Annotated in this window: 24 protein-coding genes; 15 read left to right on the top strand and 9 right to left on the bottom strand. The window is 44.9% G+C overall.

Going from position 1 to position 21,946, the window contains the following annotated elements; translation table 11 throughout:
* Positions 1 to 174 precede the first annotated feature (174 nt).
* Together IT291_02885 and IT291_02880 are read left to right on the top strand one after the other, a co-directional pair.
* Positions 175 to 855: a hypothetical protein gene (locus IT291_02885; protein MCC6220166.1), complete on the top strand. Its 681-nt coding sequence runs from the start codon at positions 175 to 177 to the stop codon at positions 853 to 855.
* Positions 856 to 927: 72 nt separating this feature from the next.
* Positions 928 to 2,709 carry an ATP-binding cassette domain-containing protein gene (locus IT291_02880; GenBank protein MCC6220165.1) on the top strand — a complete coding sequence of 594 codons (1,782 nt, stop codon included), beginning with the start codon at positions 928 to 930 and terminating at the stop codon, positions 2,707 to 2,709.
* Between the two features lie 79 nt (positions 2,710 to 2,788).
* Here IT291_02880 and IT291_02875 read toward each other — a convergent pair whose 3' ends face one another.
* The 7 genes from IT291_02875 to IT291_02845 all read right to left on the bottom strand — a co-directional run bounded on the left by IT291_02875 (position 2,789) and on the right by IT291_02845 (position 10,834).
* On the bottom strand, positions 2,789 to 3,949 hold the full coding sequence (locus tag IT291_02875; GenBank protein MCC6220164.1) for an ATP-binding protein: 1,161 nt from the start codon (positions 3,947 to 3,949) through the stop codon (positions 2,789 to 2,791).
* 82 nt (positions 3,950 to 4,031) lie between these two features.
* Positions 4,032 to 4,403, bottom strand: coding sequence for a hypothetical protein (locus IT291_02870; protein MCC6220163.1), 372 nt, complete (start codon positions 4,401 to 4,403; stop codon positions 4,032 to 4,034).
* Positions 4,400 to 5,509 (bottom strand): tellurite resistance/C4-dicarboxylate transporter family protein, encoded by a 1,110-nt coding sequence (locus IT291_02865; protein ID MCC6220162.1) that lies wholly within the window; start codon positions 5,507 to 5,509, stop codon positions 4,400 to 4,402. Before IT291_02865 ends, IT291_02870 begins: the two co-directional genes overlap by 4 nt.
* Before the next feature lie 274 nt (positions 5,510 to 5,783).
* The gene (locus IT291_02860) at positions 5,784 to 6,419 is read right to left on the bottom strand and encodes a response regulator transcription factor (protein MCC6220161.1); all 636 of its coding nucleotides are present in this window, start codon (positions 6,417 to 6,419) and stop codon (positions 5,784 to 5,786) included.
* The gene (locus IT291_02855; GenBank protein MCC6220160.1) at positions 6,400 to 8,124 is read right to left on the bottom strand and encodes a HAMP domain-containing protein; all 1,725 of its coding nucleotides are present in this window, start codon (positions 8,122 to 8,124) and stop codon (positions 6,400 to 6,402) included. Before IT291_02855 ends, IT291_02860 begins: the two co-directional genes overlap by 20 nt.
* Positions 8,125 to 8,276: 152 nt before the next feature.
* Positions 8,277 to 9,683: a HEAT repeat domain-containing protein gene (locus IT291_02850; protein ID MCC6220159.1), complete on the bottom strand. Its 1,407-nt coding sequence runs from the start codon at positions 9,681 to 9,683 to the stop codon at positions 8,277 to 8,279.
* Between the two features lie 164 nt (positions 9,684 to 9,847).
* Positions 9,848 to 10,834: an adenosine kinase gene (locus tag IT291_02845; GenBank protein ID MCC6220158.1), complete on the bottom strand. Its 987-nt coding sequence runs from the start codon at positions 10,832 to 10,834 to the stop codon at positions 9,848 to 9,850.
* Positions 10,835 to 10,933: 99 nt separating this feature from the next.
* Here IT291_02845 and IT291_02840 point away from each other — a divergent pair, with 99 nt between their 5' ends.
* The 12 genes from IT291_02840 (at position 10,934) to IT291_02785 (ending at position 19,614) form a co-directional block, all read left to right on the top strand.
* On the top strand, positions 10,934 to 11,731 hold the full coding sequence (locus IT291_02840) for a CPBP family intramembrane metalloprotease (protein ID MCC6220157.1): 798 nt from the start codon (positions 10,934 to 10,936) through the stop codon (positions 11,729 to 11,731).
* 128 nt (positions 11,732 to 11,859) lie between these two features.
* The gene (locus tag IT291_02835) at positions 11,860 to 12,672 is read left to right on the top strand and encodes a motility protein A (protein ID MCC6220156.1); all 813 of its coding nucleotides are present in this window, start codon (positions 11,860 to 11,862) and stop codon (positions 12,670 to 12,672) included.
* 12 nt (positions 12,673 to 12,684) lie between these two features.
* Positions 12,685 to 13,350, top strand: a complete 666-nt coding sequence (locus IT291_02830; protein MCC6220155.1) for a flagellar motor protein MotB — start codon at positions 12,685 to 12,687, stop codon at positions 13,348 to 13,350.
* A 7-nt stretch (positions 13,351 to 13,357) separates the two neighbouring features.
* Entirely contained in the window at positions 13,358 to 14,197 is an 840-nt protein-coding gene (locus IT291_02825) for a flagellar motor protein MotB (GenBank protein ID MCC6220154.1), read from the top strand.
* A 117-nt stretch (positions 14,198 to 14,314) separates the two neighbouring features.
* Positions 14,315 to 14,824 (top strand): flagellar basal body-associated FliL family protein, encoded by a 510-nt coding sequence (locus IT291_02820; protein ID MCC6220153.1) that lies wholly within the window; start codon positions 14,315 to 14,317, stop codon positions 14,822 to 14,824.
* An 88-nt stretch (positions 14,825 to 14,912) separates the two neighbouring features.
* The gene (gene fliM / locus IT291_02815; protein MCC6220152.1) at positions 14,913 to 15,905 is read left to right on the top strand and encodes a flagellar motor switch protein FliM; all 993 of its coding nucleotides are present in this window, start codon (positions 14,913 to 14,915) and stop codon (positions 15,903 to 15,905) included.
* A gap of 32 nt (positions 15,906 to 15,937) precedes the next feature.
* Positions 15,938 to 16,285 carry a flagellar motor switch protein FliN gene (fliN, locus tag IT291_02810; GenBank protein ID MCC6220151.1) on the top strand — a complete coding sequence of 116 codons (348 nt, stop codon included), beginning with the start codon at positions 15,938 to 15,940 and terminating at the stop codon, positions 16,283 to 16,285.
* 40 nt (positions 16,286 to 16,325) lie between these two features.
* The gene (locus IT291_02805) at positions 16,326 to 16,880 is read left to right on the top strand and encodes a flagellar biosynthetic protein FliO (protein ID MCC6220150.1); all 555 of its coding nucleotides are present in this window, start codon (positions 16,326 to 16,328) and stop codon (positions 16,878 to 16,880) included.
* A complete protein-coding gene (gene fliP, locus IT291_02800; GenBank protein ID MCC6220149.1) occupies positions 16,846 to 17,652 on the top strand; it encodes a flagellar type III secretion system pore protein FliP in 807 nt (268 codons plus the stop codon). The genes IT291_02805 and fliP overlap by 35 nt, the downstream gene beginning before the upstream one ends.
* A 12-nt stretch (positions 17,653 to 17,664) precedes the next feature.
* Positions 17,665 to 17,934: a flagellar biosynthetic protein FliQ gene (locus tag IT291_02795; protein ID MCC6220148.1), complete on the top strand. Its 270-nt coding sequence runs from the start codon at positions 17,665 to 17,667 to the stop codon at positions 17,932 to 17,934.
* Positions 17,935 to 17,941: 7 nt separating this feature from the next.
* Entirely contained in the window at positions 17,942 to 18,718 is a 777-nt protein-coding gene (locus tag IT291_02790; protein ID MCC6220147.1) for a flagellar biosynthetic protein FliR, read from the top strand.
* 194 nt (positions 18,719 to 18,912) lie between these two features.
* Positions 18,913 to 19,614, top strand: coding sequence for a hypothetical protein (locus IT291_02785; protein MCC6220146.1), 702 nt, complete (start codon positions 18,913 to 18,915; stop codon positions 19,612 to 19,614).
* Positions 19,615 to 19,758: 144 nt separating this feature from the next.
* Here IT291_02785 and IT291_02780 read toward each other — a convergent pair whose 3' ends face one another.
* Positions 19,759 to 20,937 (bottom strand): ATP-binding protein, encoded by a 1,179-nt coding sequence (locus IT291_02780; protein ID MCC6220145.1) that lies wholly within the window; start codon positions 20,935 to 20,937, stop codon positions 19,759 to 19,761.
* A gap of 193 nt (positions 20,938 to 21,130) precedes the next feature.
* Here IT291_02780 and IT291_02775 point away from each other — a divergent pair, with 193 nt between their 5' ends.
* On the top strand, positions 21,131 to 21,550 hold the full coding sequence (locus IT291_02775) for a hypothetical protein (protein ID MCC6220144.1): 420 nt from the start codon (positions 21,131 to 21,133) through the stop codon (positions 21,548 to 21,550).
* On the opposite strand, the gene IT291_02770 is transcribed toward IT291_02775, so the two are convergent.
* Positions 21,537 to 21,923 (bottom strand): nucleotidyltransferase substrate binding protein, encoded by a 387-nt coding sequence (locus IT291_02770; GenBank protein MCC6220143.1) that lies wholly within the window; start codon positions 21,921 to 21,923, stop codon positions 21,537 to 21,539. The genes IT291_02775 and IT291_02770 overlap by 14 nt on opposite strands.
* Between the last annotated feature and the right edge of the window lie 23 nt (positions 21,924 to 21,946).

Genomic DNA, 21,946 nt, shown 5'->3' with positions numbered 1-21,946 from the left:
TTTATACCATTTACAAAAATGATTTTTGTAAATGGTATAAACAGCAAGTGCGTAAGCACTTGCCAATAAACAACAAATACCGTTTCCAAAAAGTAAAATATTTAAGTTACTTTTTGGAAACGGTATACCAAAGAGCATTTTTGAAAACGGTATAATTAATTATTTTGGCACATTATGATTCACCAAGTATTAAGGCGCGGGATTCCCATACTCTCTGGCGACTCAATGTTGCGACAGATAGCCGATAATTTTCCTCGGACAAATATGGGTTTTTCTGCAACTCATCGACTGCTTACACTAAATAACCTATCAGTAGCCAGTTCAAACCTTAACGGCGAGGGTTGGTTTTCAAGAGCGGCAGAAACGCTAATAGATAATTTAAGTAAACTGCTGCCACAAATTGCTAAATTTCCATCCCTAGAGCAACTGCTAGTAAACACAGGCCCAGTAGAGCGAAGCTGGAACATTAGTTCTCGCAACTCGTCTTCAACTAGCTTTTTTCCTCTCGATAGTGCACACCTAAGCGAGCTATTGCTAACTCACGTGCGAACAAATAACTTTACTAGCAATTTGACGGCTGGTAATGAATCACGAGATAAAATGCATATATCGATTGACAATCTTGCCCAAGGAATCTTTTCAGTTTTACCAAATAGCATTAAATCTCTTTCGCGCATTTTTTCCCCAGAGCAAGCTAGAGGTTACAAAGTTCCTACGCGCATGATACCCTACGATGAAACGCCAAAAGCAAATAGCAGAAAGCAAAATAAACCTAAGTCAAATTCTTTCTTAAAAAAGCTATCGCAACATTTACTCAAATTCGCGCGTTTCCTTGGCTCTATAAAAAGAGTCTAATGTTCGACTTAAGATTGCCTTACTTTTTGGAAAAGGTTTACAACATGCCAGTTCATGGCTAAATGTACTAGCATGTTTAATTCAACAGAACGCCCGACAAAGGCGATAAATATCGACAAATCGCTTGCCCACATTGCTCCGCGAGTTATTGCACTTGCGCGCATGCAGACGAAAACTCTGTTAATCGGGTTAATAAGCCTTGCTCTTGGCACTGGCATTACCCTATTTCTTCCTCGCTTAATAGAAAATATTTTAAACAAAAAGTCTGGGCTAAGTATTTCAAACAACCTGACATCTGTAACTAGCATGCTAATCGCGCTGTTTGCCATTCAAGCCACTTGTTTTTATGTAAGGCACTATTGTTTTCAGGCAGCAGGACTTCGCATTGTCTCTGAACTTAGAAAGTCCCTCTTTTCTTCTATACTTAATCAGGACATTAGCTTTTTTGACAACTCTAAAGTGGGAGATCTCCTTAGCAGGCTTTCTTCCGATGCGCAGCTAGTACAGAGAGCCGTTACGACCAACATTTCAGTAGCACTGAGATATGTCATTCAAGTAATAGGTGGCACGGCATTAATGTTACTAATTAGTCCAAAGCTTACGGCAATAATAATTCTTCTTATCCCTGTGCTAGTCGGTGCTAGCATTATGTGGGGAAAAAAACTGCGAACTCACTCCAGGCGAATGCAAGCTGAACTCGGCAAAGCCTCTACAATTGCGGAGGAAAGATTTTCAGCCATCCGCACCGTAAAAATGTTTATGGGACAAGACGCCGAAACGACGCGATACGGCAAGTCCATCGACATTGCGCTTCAATCCGGCCTTGAAAGAACCAAGGTGGCATCGCTATTTACCTCTTCTATGGTATTTTTGCTACATTCCTCTGTCGCCTTTGCATTATGTTATGGCGTTAGGCTGGTGTTTTTAAAAGAACTTACGATCGGGGAGCTCACTTCCTTTTTGCTCTACTGTGGCATTGTGGCGATTTCTTTTGCCTTTCTTGCAGGGGCCTGGGACGAATTTATGCAGGCGGTTGGAGCTAGCGAGCGAATCTTTGAAATCATTGATCTAAAACCCACAATTACAGCCCCTAGTAATCCCATCTCCATTCCGACCAAGGCATCGCAAGATGTGACTTTTGAATGCGTGTCTTTTTCGTATCCCTCGCGAGCAGAAACAAAGGTGCTGGACGACATTAGCTTTGATATTCGGGAGGGCCAGTCAGTCGCAATAGTGGGACCTTCTGGTTCCGGCAAATCCACCATAGCTTCCTTAATTCAACGCTTTTACGATCCGCAAAAAGGAACTATTACATACTCCGGCATAGACCTAACAAAAATAGACCCGGCAAACCTTAGAAGGCACATGTCGGTAGTTCCTCAAACGCCGCATGTCTTTTCAGTCTCGATTGGAGAAAACATTAGCTATGGCAATCCAACTGCCTCCTTGGCAGAGGTCATCGCCTCAGCAAAAACGGCAAACTTGCACGATTTTGTAACTTCTCTACCAAACTCTTATGACACTCTTGTGGGAGACAAAGGAATTCAACTTAGTGGCGGCGAACGTCAGCGCATTGCAATTGCTAGAGCTATTATAAAAGACCCGCGCTTTTTAATTTTAGACGAGGCTACAAGCTCGCTTGACAGCGAAAATGAGAAGCTGATTCAACAAGCCCTAGAAAGGCTAATGCAAGGTCGCACAACTCTAGTAATCGCTCACCGCCTAAGCACTGTTCAGCACGCAGACAAAGTAATAGTCCTAAAACAAGGAAAAATCGTTCAAACCGGCACCCACGAAACCCTTTTAGCGCGCGAAGGATTGTACAAAACCCTAGTAGAGCATCAATTGCTCTAGCGCTAATTTAGAGAATTCGCGCTGGCCGGACAACTTACTCAATATGCGGGCTTTACTCTAAATCTCCCTCTCGCGCGGCTTATGAAAAAATCTCCTTAATTGCAGCTTTCCAATTGATAGCACGCGTTTTTCCGAACCACTGTTCAAGGGGATCGTTAGATATCAGCAGCCGTTCTGCCCTACTATCTAAATCCTTACCCAGCGTTTCAAGTGCTTTGGCATCGCTTTCGCTGACACGGTTTTTTGATTTAATTTCAATCAGTAGATTCTTGTCTCCCGGTCTATCAATAACTAGGTCAATCTCAACGTCTTCTTTTGTTCTGATGTAAAACATCTCCCAATTTAGGCGCTTATAGCTAATATTTTTTCTAAATTCCAAAATTATAAAATGCTCAAATGCATCTCCCCATGCCTTCGTCTGCGGCTCTAGGTTAACCGAGAGAGTCCTGTCCAGTGCTCTTTTTATACCTGTATCTATGAAATAAAATTTAGGGGAAAGTTTTTGAGCTTTTCTTACAGAAGTATGATATGCAGGCAGAAAAAACCCTATCAAAGTATCCTCAACAATCTCGAAATAATTGCCAACTGTAACGTCGTCAACGCCTATATCCGAAGCAATGCTTAACTTATTTACAATCTTACCGTTCATCTGTGCCGCTACCGCCAGAAATTTTCTAAACGGGCCAATGTTTCTTACCCACCGCTCTTCTTGTATCTCCTTTTGTAGATAAGTCCCTACATAAGCAGATAGAAATTCTATAGCAGATTGCCGATCCTCAGCTAAGTATGGCTCTGGCAAGCCCCCAACCTCTAAGCATTTCTTTAGATCAAACTGTGCTTCAATTTCCAAAACGGAAAACGGAAAGAGGTTATATATCCACGCACGACCAGCTAGAAGATTGGTTCCCTTTTGCTTTAACCTTCTACTGCTAGACCCAGTTAGGATAAATTGCCTTTTGCGCTTTTGAATCTGAGAATGAGCTATATTTAATAAGTCCGGCAGTTTTTGCACTTCATCAATAATTACGCGCTTGTGAATATTTTTCTCAGAATCGATCAAGGCAATAAACCTCGATTTATCGAGCAGCAGATCGTCGTACGTTATTGAGTCTAATAAATCGACATGCAATGAATCTTGGGCTGAAAAACTCTGCGCTAAGAGCGTAGCCTTCCCTGTCCCACGTGCGCCGAACAGGAAAAAGCTATTTGTTTTCGACAGGTTACATCCTCTCTGAATCATAGTCAGAATTTTAACGCTTTTTTCCGACTAGCGTCAAGAATAGGGTTTCGCCAAACTGTCTAACTTTCTGCTACTTTTGCCCCTAGAAATACAGATCTGGATTCTCCGGATCGCTATCCATGCCGCCGCTTAGGTAAATAAACGAACCTATTAGCCAGAGGAGCGTTCCAATAGCAATAATGCCAAGCGCTGGCTCAACGAGCATTATTGGCCTTTCCAACAAATTAGTTTCTAGATTCTGATTTACGTTCGCGCTCAGGCAGGAGACGCAGTAAACGAAAATACCTATAACTGCTACTACAAATCCGGCTACCACGAGGTGTTTTCCACGTTTCATCTTATTTTCGGCTATCGCATAGCGCTCCCTAGCCGATACGGTTGTTGCCTCATGCGCTGCGCCCAAAAGCGGCGCATCGGACCAAACGATATTCGAGTGTGCTTGTTTCTTATTCATTTTAATATACTTCCTTCTGTTAAGTTATACATACTAGGTTGAACATGAAAATCATTTACTACCTCATCAATGCTCGATCGCTTTCTACCACTACGACACCCGAGCAAACCCGCGTATAGCAAGCGTTGACCAAGGCCAAGAAACGTCAAAAACCAAGCAATAGTTGCCGCAATGACAAATCCACGAGCGATCCACAAGAGGAGTGGCAAATGCATTACATTGGCTAGTTGAAAGGTGCACGTAGCATACATCCCAAGCGGGAACACCAGGCCCCAATAAAGCGGATCATAAAAAATCCTAATCCCGCACTTGTGATGTCTCCAAACACCGAGAACCAGAAGCATAGGTATCCACCAAGTTGCCGTTGCCCAGTACATGACGCTAAGCCCCAAGACAAACGGCGAAAGCTGCATAAGCATGTTAGATGTCTCAATCGCAGTTAGCAGTCTGAGACCGGCAAGCGTTGAAATGGCAACCGCTCCCATGTTGATCCAATAAGGCGGCATGAGATCGTTTGGCAAAAAGCGAAAGAACATGTAGCGGTAAAAAATCAGCCCAATAATCCACAGATAAAGCATGCCGCCTCCGAGCCAGAAACACATAAGCACAAAGAGCGCACTGTCTCGGTTGTTATCGACTAAAATGTTACCATCTAACACGCAACCCAACACACAGACAGATTGAGTTGCAACCACGGCTACAAGCCAGCCTCCGTTAATGCCCTTCTGCAAAGGCGGCTTCTTTGCCTTTACAGTAAGCATGGCAAACACAGTGTATGTGCAAATAACCCACAACGAAATGCAAACCCACCACAGGCTCTGCGCTACCAAAAGGCTATTGTGCAACATCGCCGCTTGAATACCCAATACGCCAGTAGCGGCCACAACTGTAAAATATCCAGGGGCACGCCCGTGGTCGCCAAAATCCGACACGACGCGATCGCCAAACATAACGATACGTGCGATAAATAATGCCCATAGTAGGGGATAGGCAATTAGGTTAATCCAGGATAGCACTATCGAAAATGCAATGAGGCCAAACAGATTACAGGCAATCGCAACGATGCCAGTTGCCATCACCAAAGCAAAGTATGCTGGATGCATCATCGCAAGATGCTTTTTAATATGCTTGGCAATCGCTGACTCGGCTCGCAAATGTCCCGAATAACCAATGACATTCACAGTCGAGAGACTATCTGCGCCGAGATCTGCATGTGAGTCAAATTCATTAGTAGCCACAAGTACTAGAATACACGAATACACCTTTAGCGCGGTATCCGCATCTCGTGGAAAATGTAATAAGACCTTTAGAAGCGCGCTGTCGGTCTTTGTCCTACATGAACGGATAAGCGTAGAACGACGATTAGCCTATCAGTGGACTTTACTGAACCAATCCACTTCTTAGTGCGTAGCGCATTATTTCAGCGTTGGAACTCATACCCATTTTTTGAAGAATCCGTGTGCGATAGGTGCTTACAGTCTTAACGCTTAAACCTAGCTCGGTTGCAACCTCGGATACTGATTTTCCCGAAGCAATACCGAGAAACACTTCGTATTCGCGGGCAGATAACATTTCATGCAAATCGCTAGATTGAGTCCCTACAAGGGCCATGTGATCGGCTAATTGCTGGGCAGTATTTTCGCCCAAATATCGCTTCCCCTTAAGAACGCTGCCAATAGCGCACAAGAGTTCTTCCGGCGCGCGATCCTTAGTGAGATAGGCAGACGCACCCTCGCGCAATGCGCGAATGACAAATTGTTTTTCATCATACATGCTTAGTACAATAATTGGCAGGTTTGGGTGAAGCACCTTTATTTCCGAGAGTAATTCAAGACTATTGCGATTTCCCAACGCCACATCCAAAATGAGCAAAGACCATGATGCTTGACCAATCTTGCTCAATAATTCCCGATCAGACCCGACCTCATCTACACTGGCATCCGGAAACGCATCGGTAATAATACGACACAACCCAGATCGCACAATTGCATGATCGTCAGCCAATAGGATGCGCATCTTTAGCCTCCTGAATACTTTCATTAGGAACAGTTACCGATAGAATAGTTCCTTGCTCCGCTGCGCTTTCAATCGACAGGTGGCCGCCTATCAGCAATGCTCGTTCGCGCATGCCTTCGATACCAAGCGACTTTGCGCTTTTAAGCATCTTAGGAGCAACTCCCCTGCCGTCGTCTTTTATCCTAAGACATACCTCCTTCTCTGTCTGCGTCAAACTAACCTCGACAATACTTGCATCGGCGTGGCGCACTACGTTGGTAAGCGCCTCTTGCAGGATGCGAAAGAGCGTTATTGATACAAATTCTGCCTCAGCGAGATCAATGCTTTCGAGATCTACTTGCACAACGAGCGCAGTTCGTTTTTCTATTTCGCGGGCTTGCCATTCTATAGCTGCGTTTAACCCCATTTTGTCCAACACGCTTGGACGCAGTCTGGATGAGATTTTTCTAACAAAATCTATAGAATTGTTAATCTGCTCGGTCATCGCTTGCACACCCGTTTTAAGTGCCACTGCACAAGGAGGCATTTCGGCATGTGACTCACAACACAACTGCAATCGCGTTAGATCAATTTTTAGTGCGGTTAGCGTCTGGCCAATCTCGTCGTGCAACTCGCGCGAAATTCGTGCCGCCTCTGCCTCCCTCGTCATTTGTAGCCGATGAGACAGCGCCCTCAATCTTGTTTGCGCCTTCATCGTTTCGCTGTGTTGAGCTGCCAGAGAATCCGCTAACTCATTAAAAGTCCTTGCAAGTGTTGTAAATTCATTCTGTCCTCTTGGCGTTTTCACCCGTACCGAAAGATCGCCCTCTCCCAATCGCTCGACAGCGCGCGTAAGCGAGCGAAGACCTCTTAGAATTCCAAACTCAGCAGCAAGAAAGACGGCAATTATAGTAAATAATGTGAGAAACGATAGACCCATAAGCGTCCGATAAAAAATCGTATTAATCTGATTTACTACCCGGTCGTATGGCAAGCTCACTGCAACATATACTCCTGGCGCCCCAGCAAGAGCGGCGGCCATAAAATAACGCCTAATGCCCGGTTGTATTTCAATCATCTGACCGCCATGCGACGCAGCAAGTCCGGCAATATTAGGAATGCTCATGTCGTGGACATTTACAGGCGGCAAGTTGGTTTGGGAACCATAGGCTACCACTTGACCGCGTCGATCTGTAACAATCAAAGAAAAGCCATCTGGCAGTATGTGCTCAGTTTCGATCTCCGATAACCAATTCAAGTTGAGACCTGTAAAAAGCACCGCAAATATCTTTCCTTTCACATCGCGAACAGCATAGGCATGGTTTAACGTTGGGCGTCCAAAAATTGGCGAAATCAGATACGTTCCAACCACCACGTCCTCTGAATACATAGCCGCGCCATAAGCGGGATTGTTCTGCCAACTCTGATCGCTCGCCATAGGATATGCGCTCTGAAGCACCTCTCCATTTGCCGACAAAACGCCAATATTGGCAAGCTGCGGATGTCCGGCGAGCAGGGCTTTAAGGAGGTCTGGATCGGCGATAATCGGAGACTCGCGTCCTTCGCTAGCTAGTTTTTTCCCTAACCAAAGAAGCAACTCCCTAGCGCCACGAATCTGATGAGCATGTTCCCGACTTGCTAAACTCATTAGGTGAAACGCATCTCGCTGCGTGCGCGCAAGAGCATTGCTGCGCTCGCTCTTTGCCACATAAAATGCAAACAACATAGCTGGCAAGGTAGAGAGGCAGATTAGAAATAATAGTCGCCCCTGGAGCGATGAGAAGTACCCGCAAAAGGAGCCTACGCACTTTTTAGCATTCGATGATCCAAATCTGTTCGAACTCTGCACCTAAAGCTTTCCTTCACAATACTCTCCAATTACTCCATCGGCGTGAGATATGTCGGCTTCTCCGCGGCAATTTTGGCAAATAGGTAGGCCTTACTCATGTCAAAAGTCGATTGAACATCGTCTCCCTGCCCTATTTCTTTAACCAAGAAACGCTTAGTGATGCCGCGCCTTGCGGAATACTCGTCTAGCAAATAAAAAAATCTTCGCGCCTGCCGCGTGCTCATGATATCCGGTTTAACGTAAATGGAAACATCCGACTTCACGAAGCGCTCTACATCTATATTAACATCCGGTGCATACAAGTTGTTTTTGACTCCCTGCGGATAAGGAAGGTTCGGATCAGCTTGCGTAAATGATGTAAGACTATAAGCCGCGCGCGCAACGCGATCCGGATATGCCATCACTATCCTTTGAGCAAAATCGCCACCTCCACCGTAACCAAAGAAAAAAATCTCCCTCGTTTCTAGCTCAATATCGGTCTTTAGGTGTTCGATTATCTCAAACAAACGCTTGTCCGTGCGCTCCCCGCGATAGTTAAAATTAGAATATTCTGGATACGTCATGTTATCGAAGTACGGCACCAATACCGCCATGCGACGTTCCAATGCTTCCTTTTGACACATATTGAAGAGATTCTCGATCTGCAGATCATAGTCGTGTATGCAGACTAATAGACGCGGCGACGGCTGATATTTAAAGCGATAATACGGGACGTAAAAGAAAAACGGAGTCCCACGATAATACGCCAAAACCTTCTTGCCACGAGCGATGCCGGAATCCGTGCGATCAGTATCCGGCATCTTTCCAGATCGCTTTAACGCCCACTTGATAGCGCTACGAGCACCTAATGATTTCGTCTTCTTCAAAATAGTTTGCAGGGCATACCTCGCTGGCCCATTACCAATGCGCCCCAAGGCCGACGCAGCTCGTAGCTTTGCTTCGTCGTTAGAACTATTGCTCAAAATATCCGATAGAATAGAGACGACAAGTCCATGCTTAATATAACCCAATGAATCAATTGCCGCCAAACGCACCGGCCACTTGCCATGCTGAATTTCAAAGCGAAGCGCTTTCACAGCACGATCATCTGCAAGTTGACCGAGAATTTCAACCAGCGTAACCTTTGCCTCTAAGCTTCCACCACCTTCAAGCGCTTTAACTAACTTGGGCAAATCGCTTTTTTTTGCATGACTCTTTAATGCAAGCCCGACCTCGACAGCCTTATCGTCATTTTCGACCATAAGCCGATCGATTAATCCACTCACGAGTTCGTCGTGCTTTTTGTTCTCCGCCAAATCGGCGACACTATTGGCATCAGGAGTCTCAACTATATCATGAACATTTATTTCAGCAGACTGTGCCAAGCAATCACCTAGCAACGCACACTGAAAAATCAAGACCCCTCGCAACGTGTGGAAAAAAAGTTTTTCTATCATCGCTTACCAGTTTAAACCGTTTCCAAAAAGTAAGTTAAATATTTTACTTTTTGGAAACGGTATTTGTTGTTTATTGGCAAGTGCTTACGCACTTGCTGTTTATACCGTTTACAAAAATCCTTTTTTAAATGATATAAACGAGCTAACGAACTTTAGATGCACTCTTAGGAGAGCGCTGTCATCTCCATCAATTTTTTAACATCGCAATTTAACCGTGGACCAATTTGACTTACTACCTTGCTGGCCAAAAAACACGCTAATTCAGCAGCCTTGTCTGCCTTCCAACCTCGCGTGAGTCCGTAAAGAAAACCACCTGCAAACATGTCACCTGCACCGGTTGTGTCTATAGCATTAGTCTTAACAGCAGGAATAAAAAACTCCTCGCCCGCATAAAATACCCGTGCTCCTCTCTCGTGTAACGTCATTGCGACATTGGGGCAAGCTGATTTTAACGCTGCAAAACTGCGAATCTCATCATCTTCTCTAGCGAAGGCAGCCGCCTCATTGCGATTGGCAAAAATTAGATCAGCTTGAGCAACCGCCGCAGAAAGCGGCTCCCTAAAGGCATCGACGATAAAACCATCTGCAAACGAAACAGCGATGCGCGTTTGGCTACGCTTTGCCGCTTTAATGGCTTTAGAAACCACTTGCTGGCCCTTTTCGGATGAAAACAAATATCCCTCGACATATAGCCACCGAGCATCCGCTATATGCTCCTCACTTACGTGCTCTGGTCCAAAATTACTACTGGCCCCTAGATGAGTATTCATGGTTCTCTCCGCATCTGGAGTAATCAAAATCACACATGTTCCAGTGCTTTCTCGTTCTCGAGGTTTTACGTGCAGGGAAACTCCCAAATTTGCCATTTCACCTTGATAAAACTTTCCAAAACCATCGTCGCCAACCATGCAACCATACCCCACCCTGCCTCCAAGCTGCGCTATAGCAATAGCCGTGTTTGCAGCCGAGCCACCACTAGCTTGATTAACATCATGCGCATAAAAATACTCTATAATATCTTGCTGCTCACTTACCTCCACAAGCTTCATGCCGCCCTTAACCAGCTTAAATCGATCAAGATCTTCATCCGAAACTCTTAACTGAAGATCCATTATTGCATTACCTACTCCGTAAACATCGAATTTTCTCATTTTAATAATCCTTAATCCTCCAGCGTCTCATCAATATACTGTGTGCGAGGTGTTTTTCGATACGTCCATAAATCTCTCACAAGAACAGCAAATATATCAATGAATTATAGAGACAAAAATACTGCTGTCATTCTTAGGTTTATTGCACTCGATCGCTGGAAAGCGCTTTTTGGCGAGTTAAAAAACCAATCTCGCCAAGACTTCGACCAGAGACTTGGGATTTCCGCTATAATTAACGCCGTCTTGATTTCAACTATCCCAATAATTTTCGTGTTTCTAGATACTTACAACACACGTAAGACTGCTATGCATTTACCAACCATTGCCTTTGGAACATGCGCTGTCATGGCAATATGGCTTAAGTGGCGTTACAAACTATCCCACTTAGCCAGCACAAAAAACTACAAAGAGCTCCTAAGTCTAACGCATACAGCCGTAGCTGCCGGCTGTATCCCAGCCGTTCTACTAATGGTTTTTGCGCCTGAACTCCTGACTCAGAGACGAGAGCTCGTAACGGCTGCTGCATCGCCACTGGCAAGTGATGCACCGCTCAGCATATGGGCCTTACTGTCGTCTGTCATCATAGTTGTGCTAATCGCCGCTTGGGTGGCTATCACCGAGGAGACAATCTTTCGCGGTCTATTAATCAGCGTAATCAGGCGAGCCAACTTTTTTGCTAAACAATCGACTAATGATTTAATGGCTGTCACTCTTAGTGCCATGCTGTTTGGATTAGCTCACTATCCAACGTGGGGCATAATTCCTACGATAGCAATGCTTGGCTTGGGAATCGGCTTTGGGATCGCCTACATTGCGAGTGGCGAGCGATTAATTTTTGTAATGATATACCATTTCCTATTCGATAGCCTAAGTATTTTAGTGAGCTTATTAATTTAAATTGGCCCCTTAGTACTGCGAGCAGTGCTCAAGCAGCGATACCGTCACTTCGAATCTGCATCCTAAGTAATGAATTAATAAAACAATTGCTCGCTAACTGGCAGCGGCTTGCTTGGAAAAAACTCGACGTGGAAGAAAGACCAATATACTTGCGCAGTGATCTAATAACTAGACAGCTGGATCACGCTACTTTATTTGGCGTCGGCGCTGCCTTTGGTCTAGTGGTTCTTGCCATTGCCCTAGGTGGTGGCGGCAGATCGTTTTTCGATCTTAACAGCATATTAATCGTCGGCGGTGGAACCATTGGAGTAACGCTAATTAACTTTCCTCTAGGGGATTTTCTAAAAACGCTCACTCTCTTAAAAACTGCCTTGGTTTACGAAAGGGCTTCGGGCATTCACCGCCTAAAAAAACTCGTCGATATGGCGCGAAGAGTAAGGGCAGACGGTGCCCTAGCTATTGAAGACGAGATGTTTAAGGAAGCAGATCCATTTATGCAAAAGGCCATGGGGTTGCTCGCCGACAATAACAAGGCAGAAGAAATTCGTCGAACGCTCGAAATAGAACTCACCTTTTTAGATGATCGACATCGACATGGCTCGCAACTCTTTCAGACAATGGGCACTATTTCGCCAGCCATGGGTCTGATTGGAACCCTTATTGGGCTAGTGCAAATGCTCTCTCACTTAGACGATCCCTCGCAAATTGGCCCAGCAATGGCAGTGGCGCTGCTCACAACTTTTTATGGTGCAATGGCTGCGAATATCGTCTTTTTGCCATTAGCAGGTAAGCTGCGAGCGAAAAGCAAAAAGGAAATGCTCATTAAGGAAATGACGATCGAAGGTTTGGTTTGCATAAGCGAGGGACTTCATCCGCGAATTATAGAACAGCGCTTACTAAGCTTCTTACCTCCAGAAGAACGAAGCTCAGATTACGACTAAGGCACGTTTCAAATGACTGAAGAAGATCACTTTACTGTTCCCTTTACGAGCCTCACAACTATCTTGCTGTGCTTTTTTATTTTTCTAACCTCAATTGCCGTACCCGATTTAGTGCGCAAAAAACAATTGTTGAAGTCGCTCTCTAATCAATTTTCTACTTCCCACGACTCACATTTACCTTTCTCGTCCGAACAAACTAAACACTATGACATTCCCATTCCAGAGCTGGCCATTGGCTTCCCTCAACTGAATTTTTCCACTCGCTATAGCACTATAGCCGATACCGCTGAGGCACTTGATGCAGAAGTATTGCGCTTCGATGATCGATTTGTAATTAGCATCGCGGGAGAAGCTCTATTTAACAGCGGCGATGAGCAAATGAACGCTCAGTTCATTCCAACACTTGAAACTATAGCAAGAAACGTACGACAACAGAGGCTGCGCCTACAAATCGAAGGACACACCGACGATCGCCCCATTTCCTCCCCACGATTTAAATCCAACTGGGAACTCTCTATCGCTAGAGCTGTCTCAGTGCTTAGATTTTTTATCGATAAAGGTGTGCCAGCAGACAAACTGACCGCTAGTGGAAGAGCCCAATATCAACCAATCGCGGATAACACTACCGAGGAAGGACGTGCAAAAAACCGTCGAGTAGTTCTCATCATACAGGAGTAAAAGCCACATGGTTTCTCCTATGGCACTCACTCATGTCGGAACACGCATCGGCACTCAAAAAGCAAAAGCATCTGTTTCACTTAAGGAGCTCGAAATTCACCACATCTCTCCTAGTGCCTGGATGGTAACATTTTCGGATTTGCTCACTCTTCTACTTACCTTTTTTGTCATGCTCCATGCCATGTCGTCTATTGATAACCAACAAATCATTCTGAAACTTAAACATTTTTCCAAACATCAACTAGAGCAAGCTAAGGAAGCTATAGGCAAAGGTGGAAATGACCTCATGGACAAGATCGACGCGGCCATACCAAGTTCAAGGAACGAAAAGACTCAGCTAACAGCACGCGTGGCCTCTAAACTACAAGGTGCTTTGGGAGCGCCCAACGCTAAGTCAGCCGCCGGCAACAATTTAAAATTCGCAAACGATATTTATCTTCGTTCCACTAGCGATAATGGCAGCCTCTTACTACTTGGAGCTAGCACGTTCCCAATGGCTAGCGATGAGTTGTCATTTTCCGCAAAAGAAGCAGTAATTGCCATTAGCAGAGCACTAAGCGGCAAAAAGGTGAGCATTAGCGTCAACGGTCATACCGATAGCACGCCCATCAACAATTCGCGCTTTGCTTCAAACTGGGAGCTATCTGCTGCCAGAGCTATTGCAGTGGTGCGACAAATGATTGACGCTGGCATAGATCCAAATCTTATTTCCGCAGTTGGCTATGCCGATACTAAGCCACTTATTGATGACAACTTAGCACAATACCGTCATCAAAATAGAAGAGTCGAAATATACGTCGCTCCAACTGAACAGGATGGAAAGAAAAAAGAGAAAATTTCAAATTGATAAAGGTAGTTTCAATCATGCACGCTAAATTTGCCTTGATTATTAACGACTTAGTTGCTTCACTGAGTTTGAGACTCAAAGGCAGTTTACACCGGCAATAACAATATCAAAGGTACCATGTCTGCAGAAGAAAAAGAGGCACAAGAAAAGACTGACGCTGCCCCAGCTAAAGGTGGCAGCAAAAAGCTCATTATAATCATACTAGCAGTACTATTATTGCTAGCCATAGCCGGAGCTGGCGCGTTTTTCGCATTAAGTGGATCAAAGCACGAGGCGGGCGAAGACGGGGAGGAGGAAGAAGAAGAGGGGGAGGAAGGCTTAGAGGAGCTACCAGGCGCAGTTTTTCCTTTAGAGGTTTTTATAGTGAACTTGGGCGTGAAGGGGAGTTTTTTAAAGGCGTCTATTCAACTTGAGTTTGTGGAACCAGAACTTCCTCCGACTCTCGATAACGACGTCCCGAAACTTCGCGACGCCATTATTAAAGTCATGAGTAGCAAAACCGCTACAGAGATCTTAACAGCCGAAGGAAAAGAGCAGCTTAGGAATGACATTAAGGATGTCGTAAATGAAACAATCGGTGGCGAAGAGGTGCTACAGATATATTTTACTGAGTTTATTATTCAGTAGCGCGAGCTAGCCCTACGGGCAGTTGAGGAAAAGGCATTACCCTTGTTGGCGAGCAGTTGACGGGTTATTTGAATAACTAGGTTATCTTATGAACCAGGTTTTAAGTCAGGACGAAATTAATGCGCTTCTACGCGGTCTATCAGACGGAGAGATAGAACCCGAGGACACGGCAGCAGAGTCAAAAGATCAGAGTGGAGCGCGCCATTACGATCTTGCGAGCCAAGAGAGGATCATTCGTGGGCGAATGCCCACCATGGAACTAATTCACGACCGCTTCGCGCGCGCTTTTCGCACCGGTCTCTCCAAATTTTTAGGCCGCTCCTGCTTTATCAATGTTGGCGGAATTGAAATTGTAAAATTCGGCCTCTTCATGAAAAAGCTTCCTCTCCCATCGAGTTTGCACATTTACCGCATGCCGCCACTACAGGGCTATGCGCTCTTAGTAGTATCGACCCCTCTAGTGTTTGGCATAGTGGACAGCCTTTTTGGCGGAACAGGCGCGGGTAAAGTTAAGATAGAAGGCCGAGAATACACTTCGATAGAAACGCGGCTGATCGGCAAAGTCGTGATGATGGCACTTGAAATTCTAAAGGACGCCTGGGCGCCTATTCACCCAGTAGATTTTATATATGTGCGCTCCGAGTTTAATCCTTTGGCAATAGCCATAGTGCCTCCTACCGACGTCGTAATTATCGTGACCATTGAAGTCGAACTTGAGCAGGAAAGCACATCAATTACCTTTTGCACACCCTATTCTACTATCGAGCCTCTTAGGCAAAAGCTTTCAACCGGCTTTCAGAGCACCCGCCTAGAGGTAGACACAAGTCTATATCGCAGGATGGAGCGCAATCTTCGCGCCTCTGAAACACACTTAAGCGTAGAACTCTGCCACGGCGAGATGAAGGCTAAGGATCTAGTAGCCCTTAAGGTTGGCGACATAATTCCGCTTTCTAGCAATCCCACCGATGAGGCTCTCATAAAAGTGGAAGGCATTCTAAAGTATAAGGGTTATGTCGGCACCTATCGCGGAAGTCGAGCAGTGCGCGTAAGTGGTGCCGCAAACGACGAGATTGCGATGTAGGAGATTGTGTTAACAGCGCGAGGGAATGAGCAATGAGCGACGATACAGAAAGCATTGTTGAAGATGTGGTGGACGCCGCCGAAGGGGTTTATCGGGCGACAAAGGCGGCGGGCCCAACATCTCGCAATATGGACTTCATACTTGACGTAACACTTCAAGTGTCAGTCGAGGTTGGCCGCTGCCGCATGACTATTCAAGACCTTTTGCAACTTGGCCAAGGTTCAGTAATAGAGCTGGAAAAACTTGCCGGCGAGCCTTTAGACATATACATCAACAATCGCCTCATAGCACGCGGCGAAGCGGTAATAGTAAATGAGAAGTTTGGCGTTCGCGTAACGGATATTATCTCTCAACAAGAGCGCATTGAAGAGTTGAGGTAGGCTTTTACTTTCAAACACTCGTCTTATGGAGCAGAAAGAAGTGAATATTCGATTACTAGTCGCCATAAGAAGCTTTGCCGATTGTGCCCTCATGTACAGTTTCGTCATAATACTCTCGATGTATCTTGCTTTGCCGCAACTAGCACTGGCCGATAGTCAATCACAATCCTCACTAGCGATGCACGACGATGCTCATGTTAAGACCTTACAGACCACGGACTACAGTGCGGTGGGAAGCAATTTAACTCCCATCGGCGAAAGTGCGCGCAATGTGGCCAAGGGCTTGGCCTACGCCATAGCGGTTTTGGCTCTAATAACCACAGCATTTTCTCGACTACGAAAAAAATGTGGCACATCAGGCGAATCTCAAATTGCCATCACCTGCAGGATGCCCATAGGCCCAAGAAGTGCATTGCTCTTAGTTGAGGTTAAGGGACAATCCTACTTAATAAGCAACACAGCAGACAGCATCAATCTAATTGCCGATCTTAGCCAAACAACTACTTTTTCTCAGACGATACACGACCTGATTACAGACAGCAGTGCTTTCGCTCCCGCTAATGCCCAACTTGCAAATTCCAAAGCCAAGGGGTAACAGCGTGTCGCCAAGAAACTACTTCACATTGGCATCACCCGCGGCATTTTTGATATTACTCTATTCGCCTAGCGCCTATGCCGAATCAGCCGTACCTTTTATTTCCATTAACGCTGGCAGCACTGGAGACTTAACAAATAGCGAGGTGTTTTCTGGTCTTAAACTCTCCTTTCTCCTAAGTGCGTTAGTCTTTATCCCATCTCTCTTGATGACGATGACGTGTTTTACGCGCATTGCCATAGTTTTAGCGTTAACTAGACAAGCCATGGGAACTGCTCAAACACCTCCTAACCAGATTCTGCTTGGATTAGCGCTTTTTCTTACGTTTGCAATCATGGGTCCAATTTTTACTACAATTTATGATGATGCCGTGGTTCCCTATACTGAGGATAAAATAGACCATAAGCAAGCCTTACACGATGCGTTTACGCCATTAAAGACATTTATGTTAAAGCACACTCGCGAACAGGATCTAGAACTGTTTGTGGAAGTCACGCGCACGACCTTGCCAGAGTCGCCGCAGCAACTGGGCCCATCGGTTGTCATACCAGCCTTCGTTTTAAGCGAGCTTAACTCGGCGTTTCAAATTGGGTTTTTGATCTTTCTTCCATTTCTAATTCTCGACATGATCATCTCCTCGATTCTCACATCGATGAGTATGATTACGTTGCCGCCAACTATAATATCGCTACCGATAAAACTCATGCTCTTTGTCGTAATCGACGGCTGGCATCTCATTATTGGCAATTTAATCAGCAGTTATCACTTGTAGGGATATATATCTATGGACATAGAGGACTTCATTCGCATTTCGAGCTTTGGAATTCAAACAGCCATCGTTGTATCCGCTCCTGTATTGTTGCTGGGGTTAGTTGCCGGGGTAAGTATCAGCATAGTGCAAGCTGCGACACAAATTAACGATTCTGCGCTGGCCTTTATTCCGAAAATTCTTGCAACTGTGGCAGCCTTGTTCTTTTTTGGCTCATGGATGATTTCGAAGATGGCATATTTTGCTACCTTTGCATTAAACCAAATTCCTCAAGTTACGACATAGCATTAAAGTGACAGAACTCTTAAGTGATTCATTAGATCTCTCTATTCTCTGGACGTGGTTTTTGCTTCTAGTGCGCGCTAGTGCGTTACTTTGGGTGCTTCCGGGTATTGGTACGAGCGAAGTTCCGGACATGATTCGCGGCTCTGTAGCAATAGTTTTAAGTGCCGCAATTGCCTTAGCCTGCGACAGAGCACCGATGCCAAGCAATTTAATTGATGGCGGCTTGATGGTAACAGTAGAATTTATGCTGGGTTACTTATTGGGGGCCATACCGCTTTTTATTTTGAGTGGGCTAGCGGTATCGGGACAGGTCACGAATGGCGCCATCGGACTCGGTCAGGCCAATATGATCGATCACTCGCTAGGAGAGCAGGTATCGGTACTATCTAAAATCGAAATGACAATAGGAACAATAATCTTTTTATTGATCGATGGCCATCACGCGGTCATTCGCGCATTTGCAGGCATAGACGGAAACGTGAGACTTGGTACCTTTACGACTGACATGTCAACGGCTGACATCTTGATTGACCGATTTCGAGCTACGTTTGAGCTTGCCGTAATTACGAGCGCGCCGATATTAGTAACTTTGCTAGTAACAAACTTTGTCCTGGGCTTACTGACCAAGGCCGTACCGCAAATAAACATCTTCATAATAAGCCTACCCTTAACGATTGGCGTTGGCCTATATATTATTGCCTTCACTTTCCCGGGCTTAACAGAAAACGTGGTTCAAGAATTCCAGCTATTAGAGGAATTACTTGTGACACTTGTAACTAAATAAACGATAACATCATGGCAGTATCACGCACATGTAAAACAGGGCAAAACACCTGAACCTTATGGCTCACAACTCACGTCACTGTTATACCGTTTCCAAAAAGTAAAATATTTAACTTACTTTTTGGAAACGGTATAGATGATCCCAATCTAATAGACACTTATAAGAAGCGTTTTAATGTTGACGATCCAAATCAAATGCGAATTTTTGGTGTCGAACGCGAATTTCCATATTACTTGACCAAAGCGGGAATTGATGTTGTAAGGCTTAATACCGCACTAAGCAATATTATAGGCAAGGAAAATGACGTAAATTTACGTAATGAACTTGCAGCGAAAAGCTTTTTCTTTCTTCATGGCCTTACGCAAAGTGAGTACTCAAAAGAAGCGTGGGGAAAAATCAATAGAAATTGCATTCTTCATGATAAGACCAAAGAACTTGTGGGAGAAATTGATACACTAGTTAAAGGCTCCTACGGTGGCTGGGAACAGGAAAATCTAGCAGTGCAAAAAGTCGTGAAAAAACTAGACATAGATGACTGTAGGGAGCTCTTAACCATTGCTAAGGAGTATGCACGAGCAATGGGACAGTTGGCCGAAACTAAATACAAGCATCAAGAAAAAGTTCCCAACCTTGATTCTTTTTTCGAGACTGTTAGTGATCCAGCAAACAATCAGGTCGGAATGACGTTTCTTGCTGACGTCGCCGTTCATTGGCGAAACCAGTTCTTGGCAGATAATATAAAGGAGATTTGCAAAAAGGCCGGTCAGGAACAGAAGCCAGTTGTCGTTTGGATAGGAGCTTTCCACGCCGAAGAGTTAAAAGAGATTCTTCAAGCAGATCCTTTCTTTGCAAATACCAAAATTGATCTACCTGGCATGGATCCGAAGGATCTGTAAAAAAACGAACTAACCAAGACATCATCTGACACTTTAGATATAGTCAAAGTTATGAAGATGCCCTAATAGGGGATCGTTCTGTCGGATAAACCGAGGCGAGGATCCAAAAAAAAGATCGACGTTCTACAGTTACAACTCTGCCACTTAACTTAGCCACTCAATTGCCGGCGCAGAAAAAAACTCCTCAAGAGGAATTCCAGTTGTTCCAACAAGTAATGTTTTTGCTTGGGGGTATTGCTGTTTAAATGCTTCTAAGCCGCTTGTCTTTCGCAGGCGCCCGCTTTTTACCTCTATCCCAAAAATCTTATCGCCACCCTGAACGACAAAATCAACTTCTTTATCGCCCTTTCGCCAATAGCTTATGTGCCAGGAGGTTTTGGAAAGCGAGTTATAAAAATGCGCTCCGACGGCATTTTCGATTAACCAGCCCCATTTGTCGGGGAACTGCAACACTTGCTTAAATGTTTCGACTGAAGGGGCGCTAATTAAGGCATTGTTTAGCAAAATTATTTTTGGACTACTTGCCCGCTTGCGCGCTACCCCCTTTGAAAAGAGTTCTAAGCCTACTACTAGATAAGAACTTGCAAGAAGTCTTAGATATTCCGCTAGAGTAGTCGTATTTCCAGCGTCTTGAAGCTGGCCTAGCATTTTGTTGTAAGAAATGATGCGAGCATGGCAGGTTGTAGATAAGCCGAATAGCTGGCGCAATAAAGCGGGCTTGTTAATCCTTTGTAGCTGAAGGACATCGCGCGCAAGGACTGTTTCAATTAATGAATCATTTACGTAATGCTTCCATTTATCTTCGTCATCGCAAAAATCTGCCGCCCCCGGATAACCTCCAAAATAAAGCCACTTATCAAGCGACCAGCCAAACGCACTTTTCATTTCACTCCAGGTCCAATGCGTAAAGTGATAGCTAAAAAAGCGTCCGGCAAGACTCTCCGTAAGGCCATAAGCAAGCAGTAAAGCAGATGAACCTAGCACGAGCACAGTTAGAGGAAGTTTGGCGTTGCGATCCTCATCCCATAAGCGCTTTACTTCCTCACTCCAATTGGCAATTTTTTGAATCTCATCGAGAATTAACAATGCAGGTTTTACCGCTGCTAACTTTCGTGCCCTATGCCAATGCATCGTTATCCACTCTGCCTTATGTGGCAGGGGCGAGTCGGCAGACTCATAAATATGAGGCCATTCCAATGCCTCGACTATCTGTCTTGCCGCAGTAGTCTTTCCTACCTGTCGCGGCCCGATAATGGCGCGAATTAGCGGTTTATCGCCGCGAATATCGCTTAAAATCTTATCAATGACGGCTCGTTTAATCATTTTTTCCTGGCAATATCAAATAGTTACTGCTACTACTCAGTGCTTGAGTATTTTTACTCAGTCATTGAGTATTCTTGCCAGACTCCAAAATGTCAACGATTTTCTTGGACTCTCACCTCGGGCTAGGTTCAATAGCGAAATGTTTGCTGCAAAAGCAGTTACCTAATTTGTAAGCGATTACTTCTTAGACCATGTGGAATCAAGTTGTCGCCATATTCCTAACAACCGTGTTGGCATAGTAGAAAAGCTTTTTAGTCCAAGAGGCTCTATTTCTCAGGGAATTATCGCACGTGGCGGTGAGGCCGGTTATCAGCCATGGATCCTCCGCGGCGGCTGGCACCTCATGTTTCCCTTCATTTATCGCATTCATAAAGTGCCGTTAGTAACCATACCGCAAGGATCGATTGGGTATGTATTTTCCAGAGATGGCTTTTCGCTTTCGCCTGAACAGACACTTGCTTCTAATACGCAAGCAAACGATTTTGAGAATGTCCTGCATTTCCTGGAAAACGGTGAACAAAAGGGCCACAGCGCAAAGTGCTCCGCGAGGGAACCTATGCCATTCTCTCTGGCTCTTACCAAATATAACCAAACAAATCTCACCTCACTTTAGGCGGAACGATTTCGGCAGCCGCTTTAAGCAGCTCATAACACAACATCGTAAAGTCCTTCTCCGGAAGGGCGTAATAATTGTGAACGCTATCGTTTCGCGCATTAAGACATCGTATCCATACTTCCGGTTCGGATATCATAGACAATCTTGCAGCAGCTCTAATTGCCGCTTTTGGCGAGGGGGCATCTAAACCTTCATCTTCCACTCGGCGCTTAAGCTCTTTCCATCCATACTCAATTAGCACTTCAAAGGCTTTGGTTATGAGTAGCAATTGAAGTTTGTTATCGAGTTTCTCGTCATGGCCATAAACTGCCAGCGCCTTTTCAAGCATTTCTCTCGCTTCTTCAAGATTGCTCTTTTTTTCTAACGCCATTTATATACCCACATATGTAAGCA

It is taken from the genome of Deltaproteobacteria bacterium, from assembly GCA_020845775.1.
Taxonomy (GTDB): Bacteria; Bdellovibrionota_C; UBA2361; order SZUA-149; family JADLFC01; genus JADLFC01.
Note: the sequence above shows the minus strand (reverse complement) of the source record. Positions and strands in the feature narration are given on the sequence as shown.

Bases quoted from the DNA above. Each gene is read 5' to 3' on its own strand.
- IT291_02875 (MCC6220164.1), bottom strand. From the start codon at position 3,949: ATGATTCAGAGAGGATGTAACCTGTCGAAAACAAATAGCTTTTTCCTG.
- IT291_02795 (MCC6220148.1), top strand. From the start codon at position 17,665: ATGGACATAGAGGACTTCATTCGCATTTCGAGCTTTGGAATTCAAACA.
- IT291_02860 (MCC6220161.1), bottom strand. From the start codon at position 6,419: ATGCGCATCCTATTGGCTGACGATCATGCAATTGTGCGATCTGGGTTG.
- IT291_02780 (MCC6220145.1), bottom strand. From the start codon at position 20,937: ATGATTAAACGAGCCGTCATTGATAAGATTTTAAGCGATATTCGCGGC.
- IT291_02840 (MCC6220157.1), top strand. From the start codon at position 10,934: ATGAATTATAGAGACAAAAATACTGCTGTCATTCTTAGGTTTATTGCA.
- IT291_02865 (MCC6220162.1), bottom strand. From the start codon at position 5,509: ATGATGCATCCAGCATACTTTGCTTTGGTGATGGCAACTGGCATCGTT.
- IT291_02845 (MCC6220158.1), bottom strand. From the start codon at position 10,834: ATGAGAAAATTCGATGTTTACGGAGTAGGTAATGCAATAATGGATCTT.
- IT291_02870 (MCC6220163.1), bottom strand. From the start codon at position 4,403: ATGAATAAGAAACAAGCACACTCGAATATCGTTTGGTCCGATGCGCCG.
- IT291_02825 (MCC6220154.1), top strand. From the start codon at position 13,358: ATGGTTTCTCCTATGGCACTCACTCATGTCGGAACACGCATCGGCACT.
- fliP (MCC6220149.1), top strand. From the start codon at position 16,846: ATGCCCAACTTGCAAATTCCAAAGCCAAGGGGTAACAGCGTGTCGCCA.
- IT291_02880 (MCC6220165.1), top strand. From the start codon at position 928: ATGTTTAATTCAACAGAACGCCCGACAAAGGCGATAAATATCGACAAA.
- IT291_02855 (MCC6220160.1), bottom strand. From the start codon at position 8,124: ATGTTGTTTGCATTTTATGTGGCAAAGAGCGAGCGCAGCAATGCTCTT.
- IT291_02820 (MCC6220153.1), top strand. From the start codon at position 14,315: ATGTCTGCAGAAGAAAAAGAGGCACAAGAAAAGACTGACGCTGCCCCA.
- IT291_02785 (MCC6220146.1), top strand. From the start codon at position 18,913: ATGCGAATTTTTGGTGTCGAACGCGAATTTCCATATTACTTGACCAAA.
- IT291_02830 (MCC6220155.1), top strand. From the start codon at position 12,685: ATGACTGAAGAAGATCACTTTACTGTTCCCTTTACGAGCCTCACAACT.
- fliM (MCC6220152.1), top strand. From the start codon at position 14,913: ATGAACCAGGTTTTAAGTCAGGACGAAATTAATGCGCTTCTACGCGGT.
- fliN (MCC6220151.1), top strand. From the start codon at position 15,938: ATGAGCGACGATACAGAAAGCATTGTTGAAGATGTGGTGGACGCCGCC.
- IT291_02770 (MCC6220143.1), bottom strand. From the start codon at position 21,923: ATGGCGTTAGAAAAAAAGAGCAATCTTGAAGAAGCGAGAGAAATGCTT.
- IT291_02885 (MCC6220166.1), top strand. From the start codon at position 175: ATGATTCACCAAGTATTAAGGCGCGGGATTCCCATACTCTCTGGCGAC.
- IT291_02850 (MCC6220159.1), bottom strand. From the start codon at position 9,683: ATGATAGAAAAACTTTTTTTCCACACGTTGCGAGGGGTCTTGATTTTT.